Below are 18,784 nucleotides of genomic sequence, written 5' to 3' on the forward strand. Positions count from 1 at the left end.
ATAAATATTGATAGCTGGGCTACTTGCCCATAAGCAGTAGCCCTTTTATGTGCATCATGCACGTTAATCAAAGGAGGAAATGAAAGTGGCTGAAATTAAAGTCCCTGAATTAGCAGAATCGATTACAGAAGGTAGTATCGCACAGTGGGTAAAAAAAGTGGGCGATCGCGTTGAAAAAGGTGAATTCATCGTTGAACTTGAAACAGATAAAGTAAACGCTGAAATCATTTCTGAAGAAGCAGGTGTATTAACACAAATTTTAGCTGAAGAAGGCGATACTGTACTAGTTGGTCAAGTTATCGCAATTGTAGAAGCAGGCGAAGGCGCAGCAGCTGCACCAGTAGCGGCAGCACCAGCTGAAGCAGCTCCAGCTCCAGCAGCGCCACAAGCGGCACCTGCAGCACCAGTAGCAGCAGCTCCTGTAGTAGAAGAAACTTCTGGTGAGCGTGTCATCGCATCTCCAGCTGCACGTCGACTTGCACGTGAAAAAGGTATTGACCTTGCAGCGGTATCACCAGTAGATCCACAAGGCCGTGTACGTGTACAAGATGTAGCGGCACATGGTACAGCACCAGTAGTAGCAGCACCTACACCAGTAGCAACTACAGGTGGCCCAGTTGTATTCACACCAGCAGCTAATTCTGACCGTGTAACGATTGAAAAAATGAGCCGTCGTCGTCAAACAATTGCAAAACGTTTATTAGAAGTTAAACAATCAACAGCAATGTTAACAACATTCAACGAAATTGACATGACAAACATCATGGCACTTCGTAAACGTAAACAAGAAGAGTTTGTGAAAGCAAACGACATCAAACTTGGTTTCATGTCATTCTTCACTAAAGCTGTTGTTGCAGCACTGAAAAAATACCCATACGTAAACGCTCAAATCTCTGGCGATGAAATTCATTTAAATAACTTCTTTGATATCGGTATTGCAGTATCAACTGAAGAAGGTTTAGTAGTACCAGTTGTACGCGATGCGAATAGCAAAAACTTTGCAGAAATCGAAAAAGATATCGCTAACTTAGCGACAAAAGCTCGTGATAAAAAATTAGGCTTAAATGACATGGCTGGTGGATCATTCACAATCACAAATGGTGGTGTATTCGGTTCATTAATGTCAACACCAATTATGAACGGTACGCAAGCTGGTATTTTAGGTATGCACTCCATTGTAAACCGTCCGGTTGCAGTAAATGGTGAAGTTCAAATCCGTCCAATGATGTATGTAGCACTTTCTTACGATCACCGTATCATCGATGGAAAAGATTCTGTAGGATTCTTAAAAACAGTTAAAGAGTTAATCGAAAATCCTGAAGATTTATTATTAAATTCATAATTCCTTTAAACCCTGCAAACTTTGCAGGGTTTTTTCTTGGCTTCTGTATCACTAAAGTCATTAGTAATTTTGATAATCCAAAACTATTTACTTAGTATAAAAAGAATAGGTAGTAAAAATATGTTGTTTTCCAGCAGATATATGGATAAAAATACGTAGATTAATAATGGATAGGGCAAGCATAATACCCTAATATTGTCATTAGTCAGAAAAATGATAAAACTCTCTTGACGTACATACTAGTTTTATAGTAGTATCTAAATATCAATTAAATAAACAAACCTCACTAACAAACATCAGTGAGGTAGAGGCGCGGTATTTATTAGTTCATTGTTGAGTACAAGCAAACAAAGACGCAATGAAGAAGGAAATATCGCCGAAGTATAAAAGGAGCTCGTACTTTTATGCTGGGTCTGCAGTGAATAAGTGCAGGACTGTCCTAGTAAATTCATTTCCAGGTTTACTAGGTTGTGCTATCTCGGAAACATGGAATACTAGTGAGGATTTGGGCAACTGTCATAAAAGGTAAGACCTAAGTTCACAAAACTTAGGTCTTTTTTCGTACAGTTGTCTTATTTTTTTACAGAAAAGGGGAGTTTTTCATGAAAAGAAAATGGTTGTTAGTAATGATCTCTATCATGACGGCAATTGTGCTAGCTGCATGTGGCACTAGTGACAAAAAAGAAAGTAGTTCAGGTGATGCTGGCGCAGATAAAGAAGAAGGCGGCGGTGAATTCCGAATTGGAATGGAGGCGGGCTACCCACCATTCAACTGGACACAGCAAAACGATGCAAATGGAGCAGTAAAAATTGCAGATAACGCAGAGTATGCAGGTGGCTATGATGTACAAATGGCGAAAAAAATCGCTGAAGGTTTAGGCAAAGAATTAGTGATCGTCAAATTGGAATGGGACGGCTTAGTACCAGCGCTACAATCTAATAAAATTGATGCAATCATCGCGGGAATGTCGCCAACAGAAGAACGGAAGAAAACAATTGATTTTACTGAAAACTACTATACTTCTGATTTTGTAATGGTTATTAAAAAAGGTAGTAAATATGAAGGTGTCAAATCAATCCAAGATTTCTCTGGCGCAAAAATTACATCACAACTGAATACTTCCAACTACAATGTGATTGATCAAATTAAAGGTGTCAATAAACAAACAGCAATGGAAAGCTTCCCAGCGATGCGTGTAGCTTTAGAGGCAGGCAAAATTGATGGATATGTAGCCGAACGTCCTGAAGGAATTTCTGCGGCAGCTGCCAACGATAAATTCACATACGTAGCATTTGAAGAAGGCTTTGATACAGATCTTTCAAATACTTCGATTGCTGTAGGCTTACGTAAAGATGATGCTAATCTAGAAAAAATCAATGAAATCCTAAAAGGTATTTCTGAAGATGATCGTCAAGCGATAATGGAAGAAGCTATTTCTCAGCAACCAGCAGCACAATAAAAAAATGGCACGGACTAGTTGCTAGTCCGTGCACTATCATTTCATCATTATTAAAATGAGAACCTCTCTACATAATGATAATGTCCTAGCGAAATAAATCATAGACTAGTAGAAAAAGCTAGGGCACGAAAAAGATAGCAAGCAACATGACATTGTAAGGAGGAACATCATGAGTCTTGAATGGATACTTTCAATTATTGAAAACAACTGGCAAATGTTTTTACGAGGTGCGTATTATACGTTACTGATTTCGACTATAAGTACAATTATTGGTGCATTTATCGGATTTTTCATCGGAATTATGCATACGATTCCAGTTCGTAAAAAAGGTGTGAAATTTTATAGCTTAAAGCTTATTAATTTTATACTCACATGCTATGTTGAATTTTTCCGTGGTACACCAATGATTGTACAGGCTATGGTTGTCTACTATGGATTAGATATCGCATTTGGCATAGACATGCACTTTATTACAGCGGGGATTTTAGTCGTTTCACTTAATACAGGTGCCTATATGGCAGAAATTGTCCGAGGTGGTATCGTATCGATTGATAATGGTCAATATGAGGCAGCATCAGCTATCGGTATGAATCACTTCCAAATCATGCTTCACGTAGTCCTACCACAAGTAGCACGAAACGTACTGCCTGCGACAGGCAACCAATTAATTATGAATATTAAAGATACAGCTGTACTAAACGTTATTGGAGTAACAGAATTATTCTTCCAAACAAAATCAATCTCCGGTAACAACTTCCGTTATTTTGAATCGTTCTTTGTAGCTTGTATTCTTTATTTCATAATGACATTCACTGCATCACGAATCCTTCTCTATGTTGAAAAACGTTTAGATGGACCAGATGCCTATCAAAAAGAACAAAAAGAAGCAATATAGGGGGACGCACAAATGGCAGTCATTAAAATTGAACATTTAAGTAAATCATTTGGACGTAACCAAGTGTTAAAAGATGTTAATTTTCAAGTGGAAAAAGGAGAAGTTGTTTGCTTAATAGGCTCCTCTGGTTCAGGCAAATCCACTTTACTTCGTTGCATTAATTTATTAGAAACACCAAGTGGTGGGCAAATTATTTATCAAGGGGAAGACATCCTAGATGAAAAACACAATATCCAAGAATATCGAACACATTTAGGGATGGTATTCCAGCAATTCAATTTATTTAATAACCACAATGTTTTAAATAATTGTACAGTGGGGCAAATAAAAGTTTTAAAACGCTCGAAGAAGGAAGCAGAGGAAACAGCGCTTAAATATTTGAACATTGTTGGTATGGAACAATATGTAAACGCAAAGCCTCGACAGCTTTCAGGGGGGCAAAAGCAACGCGTAGCCATCGCCAGAGCATTATCCATGAATCCTGAAGTGATGCTTTTTGACGAACCTACATCAGCACTAGACCCTGAGATGGTAGGGGAGGTATTAAAAGTGATGCGTCAATTAGCTGATGCAGGCAATACGATGCTGATTGTAACGCATGAGATGGAGTTTGCCAAAGAGGTAGCAGATCGCGTAGTCTTTATGGATAAAGGTGTAATTGTCGAAGAGGGCCCACCATCACAGGTATTAATAAACCCTCAGCATGATCGGACGAAAGAGTTTTTAAAACGAACATTAAAGCAGTAGGACCTCATCAAAAAAAGTGAGTCCTATAATAGAGACTCACTTACTTTCTAGAATTCCATTCTGCATAAAGGACAAAGCAGATTACGAATGCTATTGCAATAATAAAAAACCATTGTGGTACACCGCCAAAGCTCATCATAACACCTCAAATGTAAAATTATTTTTGGATAGATTAGGTATTGTATTTCTTTTTTCTCCACAAAAGCCTAAAAATATTATAAAATAGGCATTAGACATTAGCTTTATGCTAGTAAAGAGAGGTAGAGAGAATATGTTACATTTAAAATGGAAAGATGCGCCAACATTACGAACAGTGACTTGCAAACATACCAATGCATCAAAATACCTAGTATCAAATGTTTTAACAGTAGGAAAAGAATATGAAGTAAAAAATGAAACAGAAGAGTTCATTTTTATCATTGATAACACTGGCAACGTCGGTGGCTACTATAAAGATTATTTTGCATAAAAAGAAGATAGGGTGGTTCAGATCATTTACTGAGCCACCCTTTTTTTCATGAATCCCTCTGATAGCCTCTTATATCCGTCGTATTTTGCAACTGTTGCTTTTCCTGTTCCGTCGCCGTATGTAAGGCGAACACATCTTTTATAGCTGTTTGTAGCTCATATTGCGTTTCCTTAAATTTCGATACTTGCTGTTCGAATGAAGGTCTTGCAAAACGATCCTGTGTCTGTGATAATCGTTCCTCAAGCTGTGCATAATGATGATCCATATGCATGGATAGCATCATTGCTAGTTGATTTTTCCATAAAGGAATTAATGTGACAATGGAAAACTCAATTTTTTCAGCTAATGTTTGATTCGCTTGTTGTATCATACGAATTTGTGGTGCCGTTTGTAGGGCTACTTGTTGAGAAACCTGTAAATCATAAATACGTTGGTCCAACCTCTCAATTTGTGCAGCGAAATCATTTAGTTGTTGAATGGCAAGAGGCTGTTTATTTGCTTGGACACTTGTTATTTTTGTAGGAAGCTCCACCTCAATGGCCTGCTGCTTTTTCATTTGACCAGCTGCAATCGCAGTAGCTAGTTCCTCGAAAAATCCTCGATTATGTGTATAAAGTGCTTCTAAATTCTCTACATCCCGAATTAGTTGGAGCTGAGCACGTTCCAATTGCACCCCGATACGTTCCACCTGAATACTAATACGCTCAAATTCTGTTAGGGTTTGTTTCACAGTAGGCTCTGTTTTACCACCAAATATTTTTTTGAAAAAGGTTTGTTTTTTTGGCTCTAAAGCTGTCGGGTCTACGCGATCTAAGGTTTGCATTAAGGAGTCTAGCATTTGACCTATTTTGGTCACGTCCTTTTGCTTCACCTGCGCTAACATTCGATCCGCAAACTGGGACAGGGAACGCTGTGAATCCTGTCCTAAAGACAGCAATGATTCAAAATCAGTTAAATCAATTTGGCTGGCATATAGTAAAGCCCGACTTTGCGCAAGAGGCGATAGCGTTTCGTACGTCGCCATCGCCTCATTTTGTGGAGTTGTTTCTAAATAAGATTGTACTAATGGAGAAAGACCAGGAATGGTATTTAATTGAAAAGCATGTTCATCTGCCGTCATTTGTCATCGCCTCGCCAGTCCAATTGTTCTCTACGTCTAAGATTAGAACGATTTGCGAATTCAATCTCCATTTGTAGGTGGTCAATATCATTCGCAAGCGCATCCTTTAAATCAATTTGAATCGTATCATTTAAGTCCGTTAGTGTTTCACGCGTTTTTGATAACGTCAATTGAATTTCTTTATCCTTCACAGGCTGTCTAGAAAGCATTGTATACTTATCCGTTAATTCCACTGCTGAAGGTAAATGCGCATAGAAAAAGGGTTCAACATTGTAAAACTTACGTGGGTCTGTCTTGACAATCTTGACGATGTTTTTTGAAATACGGGTCATCTCCAGTAGTTGTTTAAAAGCAGATACGGAACGTACACGTAAATAGTTTTGACTTAATGTTTGAATTTGCTTATTAGCGGTTGATAATTGTGTTTCAATGTGTTTGAATTCTTCTTTTGTGATACCTGCTATTTGCATGACTTTCTTTTTTTGTCTATGTTTCAGCAACGCTGTACTCGTCGCATATGAACCAGCAAACAGTAAACCACCAAGGAAGAATCCAGGATTTGCTGCAATTGCTGCGATAGAAACAGTTGTTAGCGAAATAACGAAGCTAGCAGTATGTCTAGAAAAAAACTGTCCAATACTAAGCATTGTTTCTTCCTCCTTGCATTTCAATATGTCTATCTTCTTATACGAAATAATCGACATAAAGTTTCAATGAAAAATGAAACCTTACATAAATTTTACTGCGAATCGCAAATTTTCTCAATGATATTACCTAGAATAACTAGGATTAAGTTGTTCAGTATGTATGTCCACTTATTTTTAAGAGATTTGTGAACATCATATCGTATGGATTCGAATTTCTAATGATTAGGTTTATGTGCTGTCTAGCTTGAAATAAACGTGTTGACTTATTTTTCGATCGTGCGGTTCTATTTCCTAGTGTAAGAATTAAGCATGGATGTTACTTTTTTATTCCCTAATACAAAACATCAACAACTGCTTTTAAACGAACCACCAATCTAAGTGCTTATTTTAAAATAGTTTAATAAACCAAAATAGGATAATTATTGTATAATAAAGTCGGTATATACGATAATAGGATTGTGAAAAAAGAAAGCGGTGGAAAAATGAACAATAAAAAAGGAATAATTATTGCTAGCATCATACTCTTATACTGTGTAATTGACGTTATCTATACATTTGTATTATCTGGAAAAATCAATTGGTCGATATTATTTTTAGCCGTATGTATGATTGGTTTAATAGAGGTCGCCATATTCAATAATAAATACCTAAAAAAGAATATAAATCATTAATTATTATAGGGTGCATTTACCTTTAATACCTTGTAAAAAAGAAGAGCCAGACTAAACAATGTCTGACTCCATTCGTACATATCCTTTTAAATCATCATATAACTCTAAAGAAAATGAATTGGAATCGGCTTGGGGACTAACACCCTTTTGGACAAAAAGAAGGAATTCATTCAGCGCTTTTTCAGGTCCTTCTACTTCAACCTCAATTTGCTCGGCAGCATTCAATCTACAATACCCTTTTAGCCCTAATTCAATGGCTTTTTGTTTAATAAAGAATCGGTAGCCTGTCCCATAGACGTCACCAAAAAATTTAATACTTGCTCGTTTGTTCAAGGAAATACCTCCTACCATTAGAGAGGGGATGAGCCTCTCTCTTTATTGCATAACTCGTTCCTTTTCTAAATAGGCAATTAAGTTATTAATATAATATAGAACTTGAGTTGACGCTTCATCTACTTCTTTAAGATGGCTATCAGCTTGTGCGATATTGCCAGCTTTAAAGGCTGTTGCCGCACGCTTCGCTGATTCGTGGACAAGTAAATGATAATTGTCTAAATCATGATAATCCTGTAAATGACCGAAACGCTCCACCGTACGAGAAGCTGTATACCATTTGCCAAGTCGACATTCTCTATGCGAAGAAACATCACTTGGTTCAACATGTTCTAGGCCAAGGAACATGTTATAAATGCGCCATTTCCATAAAATATGATCAGCTTTAGATAGCTGTAAAAGGGCTATGGATGAAAGCTGTACATTATTATTGGCAATAATATCATTACGGAAACGATTGATTTCTTTCCCTAAAAGGTGGATATCACTGGATGTATTATGACTATAATCTCGAATATCTTCCTGCAAGCTAGAAATTTCAATCATTCTAGAGGAGACTTCATCGATGGCTGCCGCCTGTTGCTGCGAAATCGCTGCTGTATTGGTCACATCTAAGTTAATACCTTCAATCGCATGGACAATCGCATTCAATAATGGTAACGATTCTTTCGCCTCAACAGTTGCTTCTTTAATGATTGCTGTTGTTTCAGTAATCGAGTCGGAGACTTCATTGGAATAGCTCTTTAAATGGTGAACATTCGTTGAAACCTCGCTCAAAGCCGAGACTGTGCTTTCCGCAAGTTTTCGTACTTCTTGTGCGACAACCGCAAAGCCCTTGCCATGTTCACCCGCACGTGCAGCTTCAATGGAGGCATTTAGAGCCAGTAAATTGGTCTGGTCCGCAATTTGGTTGATTAATGTCACGACTTGTTCAATATCATTCACCCGTTTTTGTAATTCTGAAAAAGATTCTACAATCGAAGTAAACGTTTCTTCCGTTTTAAAGATTTCTGATAATGCATGTTCAATGGCATTTTTACCTTGTGTCGCATGGTCAACAGATTCAGTTGTTTTCTCAGATATATGAGAGGACATGCGGGCAACTTCATTGATTGAAGCGGCAATTTCCTCAGTAGCAGCTGTAGAGGACTGGATCTCCTCATTTTGCTTATCTAAACTAAATACTAAATCTTTCATATACATGATTTTGGCATTGACGTCCATCAAGGATGATATTTCACCCACAACATTCTCAATGATGCGCTCCGTCAATACCTCCACTAATAGTTCCTGATCGACATTGACAGCGGACTGGAAGGATTTCATAAACTGGAAGGCTTTATTGGGCTTCATTCCAAAGTTATGTAAAATATAAGTAGTAATATAAAAGGCAAACTGATTGAAAACGACAATTAATTTACCAGGCTCATATTGATGCTTACGGAATAAATTGAAAAACTTGACGGTTTCATCCACATATTCGTCATCCCGCGTTGCTAGGAAAAATTGTGTTAAGTATTGATTAATGTTTTCTTCACTAATGGTTAATTGAGAGGTAGGGGATATCTCACTTAAATAGTGGTGAAAAATGGCATTCATAGAAGGAGTAATATCTTTTAGCTTTTCGTAGAGCGTCTTTAAATGCTCTTCATCTTGCGTATTGAAATGGTTAAATGCCAATGTTTGATGGAATCGGCCTGTTGCACGTAAATCTGTACCACGTTTTAGTAGTTCTTCTAGCTCAGCTTTAGGTCGAATGCTTGAAAACATATAAAAACCTCCAAAAATTATGTATAATAAGGTAATAATAGCATAATTCAGGTGGTTTTAATAGACATTTCGGGTGTGTTTGCTAAAATGAAAATATCTTATGACAGCAAGGAATGGGCAAATATGTATACAATTATTTACATGAAAGCAGACTATGAGCCTTGGTGGAAATTTGAGGGCTGGGAAGCTTTTATTCAAACACACGATACATTTGAAGCAAAGGAGCAGTTTGAGCTGGCTTTACAGCATAAATTAGCACACTTTCGTTCAACATATGATAATGAAGCAGTAAAAGAAGGGCAATATTGGGCTTTTTGGTCAGAGGATGAAAGTTTCTACTGTGAGGCATGTGATGATGACGCACAAGTATATCATGGAATTATTGCATGTAAAATGGAAGATATGTAAAAATTTTTTGAAATAAAGTAAAAAAACAATTTTCTTTATTTGACAAAATTATGAATGCTGGTTATACTTAGGTTAACAATTTAATTGCTTCACCGGAAACATGAATTCACATATTACAAAAAGTGATCGCATTAGTACGGTACTCTTTGTAATATGTGAATTTTTTTCAATCGCTGAAGAAATTACATATTGTTCACTTTTATTTTTTGGAGGTTTTCTTAAATGAAACAAGGTACAGTAAAATGGTTTAACTCAGAAAAAGGTTTTGGATTCATCGAAGTTGAAGGTGAAAACGACGTATTCGTACACTTCTCAGCTATCCAAGGCGAAGGTTTCAAAACTCTTGACGAAGGTCAAAAAGTGGAATTCGAAGTTGTAGATGGCAACCGCGGACCACAAGCTGCTAACGTAACTAAACTTTAATTCTCAGAAATTAAAATTACTTTCGTTAAACCCAGACATCCTATGCAAATAGGATGTCTTTTTTTTATATCATTGCAATGTTCAATGATTATAAATCTTAAAATGGGATAAATATAAAGTAGTACTGGCAATGTGCTATGAAATGGATAGCGCGGCAAAAGATGCAGATAGAAGTGTCAAAGTACTGGATCACGCGCAAAGCGGTGGATAGAATGAGCAGAGTGACGGATAGAACCATAAACGTGAAGGATTGTGCCATGAAAGTAACTGATTAGCGTCATAAAAAGGCAAACAAGGGTACTTACTATTGGAGGTAGATTTATTATGGAAAATTTAGCGAAATTACCGAATGAACAGGAGCAGCAAGATTTTTATCAGAAGTTACGTACAAAATTAGTAGAATTTCTTGGATCGAAAAAGGGGAAAAGCAGTAAATTTACACCGTATTTAATGTTTGTGCCTGATTTATTTCATCTATTAGTGAAAACATTAACCGATGCAGGGGTGGATAAAAAAAGTCGGGCATTGATTGGTGCGTCAATTGCGTATTTTGTGTTTCCAATGGATTTGATGCCTGAGGGAATATTAGGATTTGGTGGCTATTTAGATGATATTGTGTTGGCAACATTTGTGGTGAATACGATTATTAATAAATTAGGGCCAGAAGTGCTGGAAAAGCATTGGTCAGGGGATGATCATCTTTTGCATGCCCTCCAGAAGGTCGCTGAGATTAGTGATGAGGTTGTAAGTAAAATACCTGTGAAATCAGCCATTGCTCAGTTTGTGAAACAGGAAAATAAAGATAAATAATATTATTATGTAAACTTAATAGCTGATAAAAATGAACCTGTATCTTACAGGTTCATTTTTTGTTCGCCTGTTCTAATATGTGGTGGAGTTGCTGGACAGGGACAAACAGACCAACTCGTCCTATAGGTTCATATTTCATTGTTGCGAAGATAACACCGATGACCTCACCCTGTTGATTAATGACGGGGCTACCACTATTACCCCGATAAACGGGCGCTTTCAGCATCATTACGGGTTCTTGCCACTCGTCTAATTGAATGAATTCCAGCAATGTTCCCTCATTAGCTATTCCTGTAAAGGCAAGGGGGTTACCGATAAAATGGATATGCTCATTGGAAGGGAAGGTTGGATCATCTGCTAACGGAAGATAAGGGAGCTGTTCTGCTTGTACTTGCAATAAGGCTAAATCCACATCCGGATAGCTTTCGATTAGCTCTGCTTCCATTACTCCTTCATCAGGAAACACAACGGATAAAGTTCGTGCTTGTCCTACTACATGGGCATTGGTGACAATGAGACCATCAGGTGAGATGGCAAAACCAGTGCCTTTACTGGAAGCTGTCGAAATTTCCACAATAGCTTTTTTGTAGGTTTGTATATCTTCTTGTGCGGATAGCTTTGTTGATACTTTCATAAATTCGATAGCTGGAATGGAATAGATTTGAAAAATAAGTGCGAATGTATTGAAAAACAGGACGAAAGCCATACTCCATACAATCCAGCGTACGAATGGCTTGGGTTTTTTTGTTTTTTTGCCTTGAAGACGGTCTTCTTGCTCTTGTGCTAATGCTTTTTGCTGTTCAGTTAACACAAGCTCAATAAATTCTTCTTCCGTTAATTCTTCCTGCTCGTTAGCTGGCTTATGTAGGTCACTCATAGGATGATGCCTCCTTTTGCTACATAACAGGCGCAAAAGCAGAACGCCTGCTATCATCATACTATTCTATTTTTTGTAAGGTTGAGGTTACGACAAATGGCTGCTCTTGATCAGACTCCATTCTATCTTCCTTTTTGATGAGTCCAACCCCTTGTGCAAAATAATTGGTCGTTGTGAATTGATCTTCCGTGCGTGTAACTTGGATGACATTCGAATAGACTTTTGTTCCTGTATCGACTTTAGCGGTTATGGATTGAATGGTCCAGCCTTGAAAGCTTGTCCCTACTTGTATAGGTTGTTGCAGTACTGTTTCTAGCACAGGGTAAGCAGCTACTTCTGTTGAACTAGGTAAACGAGGGTTGCTGTCAACGGGTTCACGATAGATAAGCTCAATCTTTGAATCTGTAATGCGATAAATTTTTAATAGGGTGACACCACCATTATCTTCAACCTGAGCGATATGTTGTGGATCTAGATAGGTAGTTTGTAGGGTAAAGCTTGCAAATTCATTTCCTTCACCTTGAAAATAAGCGATAGAGCCATCAGGTGGGAAAAAGGTGAGTAGGGACATTTGATCTTGGACAATTGGGTGCACAGGTTCATTTTTTATTTCTTCATTGCACCCTGTCAGTAAAAGGGCAACAGTAAGTATGAGAATAGGATGTTTCATGGGCACACTCCTTCGCTACTTTTTATAATTATACGTGAATGCAGGGCATTATACGAATCATAGCTAATGTTTATTATAATATTATTATGTAAACTGAAAGCTAGAAACTTGTAACTAGGAAACAATTTAACTAACATAGAATTGAAGTTAAAAAATGGGGGGCATGGTTATGTATAGACAAGCGGATGATTTTTTACAGGAATGGACAATGGCTGCAGAAGGAACATTGAAAGTATTACAGGCAGTAACTGATGACAAGTTAGATCAAAGTATCGTGGAGGGTCATAGTACACTCGGCTGGCTTGGTTGGCATTTAGTTGGAGCGGCTGGATATTTTAGTTATCTAGCAGGCTTAAAGGTACCAATGATTCGTCAAGAAGACCCTGTACCAACATCAGCAGTAGAAATTGTACAAGCGTATGTGAAAGTTGTGAATGGTATAAAAGAGGAAGCGGCAAAGCTTTCAAATGAAGATTTACTTGAAGTCGTGAATGGCTTTAAAGGACCAATACCAAAAGGCGCATTATTACGTGCATTAATCGATCATCAAACACATCATCGCGGACAAATGACAGTGCTACTTCGTCAAGCTGGTTTACCAGTACCGGGTGTTATGGGACCAACAAAGGAAATGCAATAGACTTCCATTGCAGCAGATAAACAACGTATCTGCTGTATTTTTAGTTGACACTTATCTACTAGTAAGTTAGTATAGAGCCATGACAAATAGAAAATCACAAATTATCGAATTAACATTGAAGAATATTCAAGAAAAAGGTTTCACATCATTTAGTTATGATTATTTAGCGAAAGAGCTCGGTGTCACTAAAGCAAGTATTCATTATCATTTTGAAAAGAAGGAAGACTTAGGGCTGGCTGTTTGCGAAAGAATTCAAAAAGGATTAAGGGAGGTTTATACATTCATTAAGGAATCTACAGTTGCAGCTGAGGATAAACCTTTCGCTTTTATATTACAACGGATAAAATTCCTAGAACAAGATGGTGTTTGTCCCATTTCAGCATTGCATGCGGACTATCAAGAATTATCACCTGCGATGCAAGAAAAAGTTCAACAACTTAGCCAAATGGAAGTAGATGTCTTGGTGGACTTACTTCAGGATGCTAAGCACCATGGCTCATTAAAGTCGACAATGGATTTAGAGGCATTAGCCATATTGCTCATTTCTAGTACGAAGGGTGCCTTGCAATACAAACGCGTTTTAGGGGAAGATTTCTTTCACAAAGTGCTAGATCAATTAAAGGAACTGTTAAAGTAAACGAGGAGGAGAAACATAGATGGTACGTAGAGTAGTTGTTACAGGATATGGTGTCATCTCACCACTTGGTCAAACAGTATCAGACTTGTGGGGGAATATTAAAGAAGGACAATCAGGTATTAAAAGGTTAGAAGCAGAAGAATTCCACGGCATTAATACGCAAATTGCTGGTTCTATCACTGACTTTGATGCCACTAAGTATATGGATAAAAAGGAAGTAAGTAAATATGATCTTTTTGTACAATATGCACTGGCTGCATCTCAGCAGGCTTTGGAGCAAGCAAACTTAAATATGGAGCAAGTTGAGAAGGAACGTCTAGGTGTTTATATTGGCTCAGGTATTGGAGGAATTGAGACAATTTTAGCGAATCATCAAGCCATGCTTGATAATGGACCAAGGAAGGTTTCACCGTTTATGGTGCCGATGATGATTAGCAATATGGCCGCAGGGATTATCGCGATTAAAACAGGCTTTAAAGGGCCAAGCTTTTCACCAGTTTCTGCTTGTGCAACGGGTAACCAAGCGATTGGTGAAGCATTTTTAAATATACGTCACGGCTATGCAGATGGAATTTTAGCTGGTGGGGCTGAGGCACCGATAAATCCGCTGAGCTTTGCTGGATTTTCCCGTATGAAGGCGATGTCTACTAGAAATGATGCACCAGAACAAGCTAGTCGACCATTTGATAGTCAACGTGATGGCTTCGTAATGTCAGAGGGAGCAGGGATTGTGTTCCTAGAGGAATATGAACATGCTAAGCAAAGGGGCGCAACAATTCTTGGAGAGATTGTAGGCTATGGGGTGACGACAGATGCTTTCCATATAACAGCCCCTGACTATACTGGGGCGGCTCGTGCGATGAAACTGGCATTAAAAATGGCCGATATTGACGTGACCGCTGTCGATTATATCAATGCACATGGTACGAGTACACCAGAGGGAGATAAATCGGAAACAAAGGCTATTAAAAGTGTATTTGGTGAGCATGCCTATCAATTAAAAGTGAGCTCTACTAAGTCGATGACAGGTCATCTTTTTGGGGCGGCTGGTGGAATCGAGGCCATCATTACCTTAAAAAGTATTATGGAAGATATCATTCCACCAACGATCAATTACGAAACGCCTGATCCAGAGTGTGATTTGAATTATGTTCCAAACGAGGCGCTTCATCAAACCGTCAACATAGCTTTGTCTAACGGTTTTGGCTTTGGTGGTCATAATGCTGTATTGGCTTTTAGAAAGTTTGAGGAATAATAGCATTCAATGGTATGAAATAAACGTTTCATACCATTTTTTTATGGTCTATAGGAAAGGGTTTACACCTGTATAATAAGTTTTACTTATGGACTTACACAAATAATCAATATTTTCGCTTATGTTCTTTCTATGATATGTTTAAAAGAAGGGGGGGATGGATAGTGAGAATTTTTGATGCGCATTTCCATATTATTAATTTTGATTTTCCAATTATAGAAAATCAAGGCTATACACCGCCAAGCTATGTGGTAGAGGATTATCAAAAGGAAACAGCTCTTTTTAATGTAGAGGGGGGCGCCCTTGTCTCTGGTTCCTTTCAAGAATTCGATCAGAATTATTTATTGAATTCTTTGACACAATTAGGTCCTGCTTTTTGTGGCGTGACACAATTACCGTATACAGTGACTGATGATGAAATCCTTCATTTACATAAAAATGGGGTTAGAGCCTTACGCTTTAATAGTCAACGAGGCGGTTCAGAGGATTTATCAAGACTTGATAGCCTGGCAAGAAGAGTGTTTGAGCTGGCAGGCTGGCATAGTGAACTTTATATAGATGCCAAATATTTACCTGAGATTGCTTCAACGCTTGAAGCATTACCAGCTATTTCAATTGACCATTTGGGCTTATCGGAGGAAGGGCTACCACATTTGCTAAAGCTTGTAGAAAAGGGTATACGTGTGAAAGCGACTGGTTTCGGACGGGTAGAATTGAATGTGAAAAATGCTTTGCAAGCCATCTATAGCATCAATCCAGATGCGTTAATGTTTGGAACAGATTTGCCATCGACAAGAGCTAAACGACCTTTTGAATGGGCGGATGTTGAAATGATTCAAGAGCTTTTTGATGAACAGGCTGCGGATAAAATTCTCTATCAAAATGCTAGGAAATGGTATAACAAGTAAATGCAAAAAATCCTCTACCCAAACGTACGGTAGAGGATTTTTATTGGGATTAGCTTAAACCTTGGCTATCTTTCCACTCTAAGAATTCATCATATGTTAATTGCTTATCTAAAATTGAACCGTCTTCACGGATTTCAATTACACGGTTAGCAATTGTTTGAATGAACTGATGGTCATGAGATGTGAAAATCATTGCCCCTTTGAAACGAATTAAGCCTTCGTTCAATGCTTGAATGGATTCAAGGTCAAGGTGGTTTGTTGGTTCATCTAGTAAAATCACGTTTGCTGTTGCAAGCATCATTTTTGATAGCATACAACGTACTTTTTCTCCTCCTGATAAAACAGAAGGTGATTTTTTCACTTCTTCACCAGAGAACAGCATGCGTCCTAAGAAACCACGTAGGAAGCTTTCTGTTTCATCATCAGGAGAATATTGACGTAACCATTCCACTAATGATTTTTCTGTGCCTTCGAAGTACTTGTCATGATCGTTTTCGAAGTAGCTTTGAGAGGTAGTTACACCCCATTTAAATGTACCAGCATCTGCTTCTTTATCTTCCATTAAGATATCAAGAAGCGCCGTTTTAGCAAGTGGGCTACCCAGTAAAACGATTTTATCTTCTTTGTTCATGGAGAAACGAATATCTTTGAATAGTGATTCGCCCTCATGGCTGGCAGTTAGACCTTCAACTGTTAATACATCATTCCCGATTTCACGACCAATTTGGAAATTGATGAATGGATATTTACGGCTTGATGGTTTAATGTCATCTAACTCGATTTTATCCAGCATTTTTTTACGAGATGTCGCTTGCTTCGATTTAGAAGCATTGGCAGAGAATCGTGCGATAAACGCTTGTAATTCTTTAATTTTTTCTTCTTTTTTAGAATTTTGGTCTTGAGCCATTTTTTGAGCTAATTGAGAAGATTCATACCAGAAATCATAGTTACCTACATATAATTGGATTTTAGAGAAGTCCAAATCGGCAATATGTGTACATACTTTGTTTAAGAAGTGACGGTCATGGGATACAACAATGACTGTGTTTTCAAAGTTAATTAAGAATTCTTCTAGCCATTGAATAGCTTTTAAGTCAAGGTGGTTGGTAGGCTCATCGAGTAATAGTACATCAGGCTGACCAAATAGGGCCTGTGCCAGTAATACTTTTACTTTATCAGAACCTTCAAGATCACCCATTAGCATGTAGTGAAGGTCATCAGAGATACCTAAACCGTTTAATAATGTTGCTGCTTCTGAATCAGCTTCCCAACCGTTTAGCTCTGCAAATTCACCTTCTAGCTCAGCGGCACGCATACCATCCTCATCGGAGAAATCTTCCTTTGCATAGATAGCATCTTTTTCTGTTTTTACGTCATAGAGGCGTTTATTCCCCATAATAACAGTGTCAAGCACTGTATGATCATCGTATTCAAAATGGTTTTGTTTGAGGACAGATAAACGTTCGTCCTTGCCCATTGATACGTTACCCTCTTGTGCTTCAATTTCACCAGAAAGAATTTTTAAGAATGTTGATTTACCAGCACCGTTTGCGCCAATTAAACCATAGCAGTTACCTGGTGTGAATTTTATATTTACGTCTTCAAATAGTTTACGATCGCCATAGCGAAGACCTACATTACTAACTTGAATCATGCAAGTTCCTCCTTTTTTCACAATGGCTCTAGTATATCATGAAATATGTTCCATAGTCTATAAACATTATGACAGCAAGGTTTATTGGCAATTGTTTGAACGGGATATGTGTAGGAATAATGGAGTGTGGAAATAAGTAAGGTTTTTAAACGTTTCTAGGGAAAAGAACAGGTAAGTAAATGAAATTGATTTATCCCTAATTTATTACCTTTTAATACTTAATTGAAAGGAAGATATTAAATGTCTAGAAAAGTAAAAGCATTGAGAATGGATGATGTTGTTTTTCAGCCTAGCTTACAACCCAAGCAATCTGGAGATAATACCAATATGATGGTTATGATACACCAGATTATAAAATAGCTTATTCCTTATCTTTTAGACTTGCTGAAATGAAAGAATTCAGAGTAATTACTGAGATTTCAATAGATAAGGAAACGAGATATAAAGTCTGTGTAATATCTGCTTAGAATTGATTACATTTATTTAAACCTAGCTTCTTGAATACATCTTGAAACCCTGAATCGTAGACACTTAAAAAGTGTAGACTATTCGGGGTTTTTGTTTTATGGCGAAACCCCTATAAATATCTATTGGAATATTAAGTGGCATGTGATTGGATTCATCTGTTCAATATTAAATTTAGAGCTTATTAATAAATGTTCATTTTAAGTAGACCCTAGTTAAACAAAACGATAATGTAGTAATATCAATGTATTGAGTTGTTTGTTAAAAGTTGTTGAATTAAAGGAATCAATACATATTAATTTTTGGTTATGTGAGAGTTAGTTCTGTTGATCAAAATTTAGATTCGCCAGTTGAAGGAGCTTGAAGTGTCACTTTAGGAATCATTTCCCACCTATTCTAACGATAAGTATAAAAAGCCAAATTTCTCATCATTAAAATTGAGAAATTTGGCTTTTATCGTTGCTCTGGAATAGCGCCCGGTTGCTGAATATCAAGTCGGTGATTTGTCTTTTGCTTGTTAAAGTAAGCACGCCGTTAGTTTAAAGAAGTTTATAATTATAATAAGTGTTTTTGAATTATATAA

General features: G+C 37.5%; 19 protein-coding genes and 1 riboswitch. Of the genes, 12 read left to right on the top strand and 7 right to left on the bottom strand.

From position 1 onward, the window contains the following. Positions 1-85 precede the first annotated feature (85 nt). The 5 genes from odhB to A2J09_RS06935 all read left to right on the top strand — a co-directional run bounded on the left by odhB (position 86) and on the right by A2J09_RS06935 (position 4,913). On the top strand, positions 86-1,342 hold the full coding sequence (gene odhB / locus A2J09_RS06915; RefSeq protein ID WP_031418188.1) for a 2-oxoglutarate dehydrogenase complex dihydrolipoyllysine-residue succinyltransferase: 1,257 nt from the start codon (positions 86-88) through the stop codon (positions 1,340-1,342). Between the two features lie 297 nt (positions 1,343-1,639). Then, positions 1,640-1,826: riboswitch (Lysine riboswitch) on the top strand. Positions 1,827-1,944: 118 nt separating this feature from the next. Beyond that, a complete protein-coding gene (locus A2J09_RS06920) occupies positions 1,945-2,802 on the top strand; it encodes a transporter substrate-binding domain-containing protein (protein WP_031418189.1) in 858 nt (285 codons plus the stop codon). A gap of 169 nt (positions 2,803-2,971) precedes the next feature. After that, positions 2,972-3,697: an amino acid ABC transporter permease gene (locus A2J09_RS06925; protein ID WP_012294408.1), complete on the top strand. Its 726-nt coding sequence runs from the start codon at positions 2,972-2,974 to the stop codon at positions 3,695-3,697. Positions 3,698-3,709: 12 nt separating this feature from the next. Beyond that, entirely contained in the window at positions 3,710-4,444 is a 735-nt protein-coding gene (locus tag A2J09_RS06930; protein WP_012294409.1) for an amino acid ABC transporter ATP-binding protein, read from the top strand. 271 nt (positions 4,445-4,715) lie between these two features. Continuing rightward, positions 4,716-4,913 carry a DUF6501 family protein gene (locus tag A2J09_RS06935; protein ID WP_012294410.1) on the top strand — a complete coding sequence of 66 codons (198 nt, stop codon included), beginning with the start codon at positions 4,716-4,718 and terminating at the stop codon, positions 4,911-4,913. A 46-nt stretch (positions 4,914-4,959) separates the two neighbouring features. Here A2J09_RS06935 and A2J09_RS06940 read toward each other — a convergent pair whose 3' ends face one another. From A2J09_RS06940 to A2J09_RS06960, 4 genes are all read right to left on the bottom strand, one after another. After that, positions 4,960-6,033 carry a toxic anion resistance protein gene (locus A2J09_RS06940; RefSeq protein ID WP_012294411.1) on the bottom strand — a complete coding sequence of 358 codons (1,074 nt, stop codon included), beginning with the start codon at positions 6,031-6,033 and terminating at the stop codon, positions 4,960-4,962. Then, positions 6,030-6,680, bottom strand: a complete 651-nt coding sequence (locus tag A2J09_RS06945) for a 5-bromo-4-chloroindolyl phosphate hydrolysis family protein (protein WP_012294412.1) — start codon at positions 6,678-6,680, stop codon at positions 6,030-6,032. The genes A2J09_RS06940 and A2J09_RS06945 overlap by 4 nt, the downstream gene beginning before the upstream one ends. Positions 6,681-7,402: 722 nt before the next feature. Next, positions 7,403-7,684: an acylphosphatase gene (locus tag A2J09_RS06955; RefSeq protein ID WP_031418192.1), complete on the bottom strand. Its 282-nt coding sequence runs from the start codon at positions 7,682-7,684 to the stop codon at positions 7,403-7,405. Positions 7,685-7,726: 42 nt separating this feature from the next. Then, positions 7,727-9,454, bottom strand: a complete 1,728-nt coding sequence (locus A2J09_RS06960; RefSeq protein ID WP_012294415.1) for a methyl-accepting chemotaxis protein — start codon at positions 9,452-9,454, stop codon at positions 7,727-7,729. A gap of 87 nt (positions 9,455-9,541) precedes the next feature. Here A2J09_RS06960 and A2J09_RS06965 point away from each other — a divergent pair, with 87 nt between their 5' ends. The 3 genes from A2J09_RS06965 to A2J09_RS06975 all read left to right on the top strand — a co-directional run bounded on the left by A2J09_RS06965 (position 9,542) and on the right by A2J09_RS06975 (position 11,095). Next, positions 9,542-9,862 (top strand): DUF1033 family protein, encoded by a 321-nt coding sequence (locus A2J09_RS06965; protein ID WP_227256844.1) that lies wholly within the window; start codon positions 9,542-9,544, stop codon positions 9,860-9,862. A 222-nt stretch (positions 9,863-10,084) separates the two neighbouring features. Beyond that, entirely contained in the window at positions 10,085-10,285 is a 201-nt protein-coding gene (locus A2J09_RS06970) for a cold-shock protein (RefSeq protein WP_004230088.1), read from the top strand. Between the two features lie 324 nt (positions 10,286-10,609). After that, positions 10,610-11,095 (top strand): YkvA family protein, encoded by a 486-nt coding sequence (locus tag A2J09_RS06975; protein ID WP_036161631.1) that lies wholly within the window; start codon positions 10,610-10,612, stop codon positions 11,093-11,095. Between the two features lie 52 nt (positions 11,096-11,147). On the opposite strand, the gene A2J09_RS06980 is transcribed toward A2J09_RS06975, so the two are convergent. Together A2J09_RS06980 and A2J09_RS06985 are read right to left on the bottom strand one after the other, a co-directional pair. Further along, a complete protein-coding gene (locus tag A2J09_RS06980; RefSeq protein WP_036161634.1) occupies positions 11,148-11,972 on the bottom strand; it encodes a S1C family serine protease in 825 nt (274 codons plus the stop codon). Between the two features lie 61 nt (positions 11,973-12,033). Further along, positions 12,034-12,642, bottom strand: coding sequence for a hypothetical protein (locus tag A2J09_RS06985; RefSeq protein WP_036161635.1), 609 nt, complete (start codon positions 12,640-12,642; stop codon positions 12,034-12,036). Between the two features lie 169 nt (positions 12,643-12,811). On the opposite strand from A2J09_RS06985, the gene A2J09_RS06990 reads away from it, so the two are divergent. The 4 genes from A2J09_RS06990 (at position 12,812) to A2J09_RS07005 (ending at position 16,082) form a co-directional block, all read left to right on the top strand. Beyond that, positions 12,812-13,282: a DinB family protein gene (locus A2J09_RS06990; RefSeq protein WP_031418198.1), complete on the top strand. Its 471-nt coding sequence runs from the start codon at positions 12,812-12,814 to the stop codon at positions 13,280-13,282. Between the two features lie 79 nt (positions 13,283-13,361). After that, positions 13,362-13,919, top strand: a complete 558-nt coding sequence (locus A2J09_RS06995) for a TetR/AcrR family transcriptional regulator (RefSeq protein WP_012294422.1) — start codon at positions 13,362-13,364, stop codon at positions 13,917-13,919. Between the two features lie 19 nt (positions 13,920-13,938). Next, positions 13,939-15,174 (top strand): beta-ketoacyl-ACP synthase II, encoded by a 1,236-nt coding sequence (gene fabF / locus A2J09_RS07000; protein WP_012294423.1) that lies wholly within the window; start codon positions 13,939-13,941, stop codon positions 15,172-15,174. Positions 15,175-15,338: 164 nt separating this feature from the next. Beyond that, positions 15,339-16,082 (top strand): amidohydrolase family protein, encoded by a 744-nt coding sequence (locus A2J09_RS07005; RefSeq protein ID WP_036161638.1) that lies wholly within the window; start codon positions 15,339-15,341, stop codon positions 16,080-16,082. Positions 16,083-16,131: 49 nt separating this feature from the next. Here the strand turns inward: A2J09_RS07005 and A2J09_RS07010 are convergent, their stop codons facing one another. Further along, a complete protein-coding gene (locus A2J09_RS07010; protein WP_031418205.1) occupies positions 16,132-17,736 on the bottom strand; it encodes an ABC-F family ATP-binding cassette domain-containing protein in 1,605 nt (534 codons plus the stop codon). Positions 17,737-18,784 lie beyond the last annotated feature (1,048 nt).

The sequence above is a fragment of the Lysinibacillus sphaericus genome (assembly GCF_001629735.1).
GTDB classification, from domain to species: Bacteria; Bacillota; Bacilli; order Bacillales_A; family Planococcaceae; genus Lysinibacillus; species Lysinibacillus pinottii.

Bases quoted from the DNA above. Each gene is read 5' to 3' on its own strand.
- A2J09_RS06985 (WP_036161635.1), bottom strand. From the start codon at position 12,642: ATGAAACATCCTATTCTCATACTTACTGTTGCCCTTTTACTGACAGGG.
- A2J09_RS06940 (WP_012294411.1), bottom strand. From the start codon at position 6,033: ATGACGGCAGATGAACATGCTTTTCAATTAAATACCATTCCTGGTCTT.
- A2J09_RS06935 (WP_012294410.1), top strand. From the start codon at position 4,716: ATGTTACATTTAAAATGGAAAGATGCGCCAACATTACGAACAGTGACT.
- A2J09_RS06945 (WP_012294412.1), bottom strand. From the start codon at position 6,680: ATGCTTAGTATTGGACAGTTTTTTTCTAGACATACTGCTAGCTTCGTT.
- A2J09_RS06970 (WP_004230088.1), top strand. From the start codon at position 10,085: ATGAAACAAGGTACAGTAAAATGGTTTAACTCAGAAAAAGGTTTTGGA.
- A2J09_RS07010 (WP_031418205.1), bottom strand. From the start codon at position 17,736: ATGATTCAAGTTAGTAATGTAGGTCTTCGCTATGGCGATCGTAAACTA.
- A2J09_RS06990 (WP_031418198.1), top strand. From the start codon at position 12,812: ATGTATAGACAAGCGGATGATTTTTTACAGGAATGGACAATGGCTGCA.
- fabF (WP_012294423.1), top strand. From the start codon at position 13,939: ATGGTACGTAGAGTAGTTGTTACAGGATATGGTGTCATCTCACCACTT.
- A2J09_RS06965 (WP_227256844.1), top strand. From the start codon at position 9,542: ATGAAAATATCTTATGACAGCAAGGAATGGGCAAATATGTATACAATT.
- A2J09_RS06960 (WP_012294415.1), bottom strand. From the start codon at position 9,454: ATGTTTTCAAGCATTCGACCTAAAGCTGAGCTAGAAGAACTACTAAAA.
- A2J09_RS06920 (WP_031418189.1), top strand. From the start codon at position 1,945: ATGAAAAGAAAATGGTTGTTAGTAATGATCTCTATCATGACGGCAATT.
- A2J09_RS06930 (WP_012294409.1), top strand. From the start codon at position 3,710: ATGGCAGTCATTAAAATTGAACATTTAAGTAAATCATTTGGACGTAAC.
- A2J09_RS06980 (WP_036161634.1), bottom strand. From the start codon at position 11,972: ATGAGTGACCTACATAAGCCAGCTAACGAGCAGGAAGAATTAACGGAA.
- A2J09_RS06925 (WP_012294408.1), top strand. From the start codon at position 2,972: ATGAGTCTTGAATGGATACTTTCAATTATTGAAAACAACTGGCAAATG.
- A2J09_RS06975 (WP_036161631.1), top strand. From the start codon at position 10,610: ATGGAAAATTTAGCGAAATTACCGAATGAACAGGAGCAGCAAGATTTT.
- A2J09_RS06995 (WP_012294422.1), top strand. From the start codon at position 13,362: ATGACAAATAGAAAATCACAAATTATCGAATTAACATTGAAGAATATT.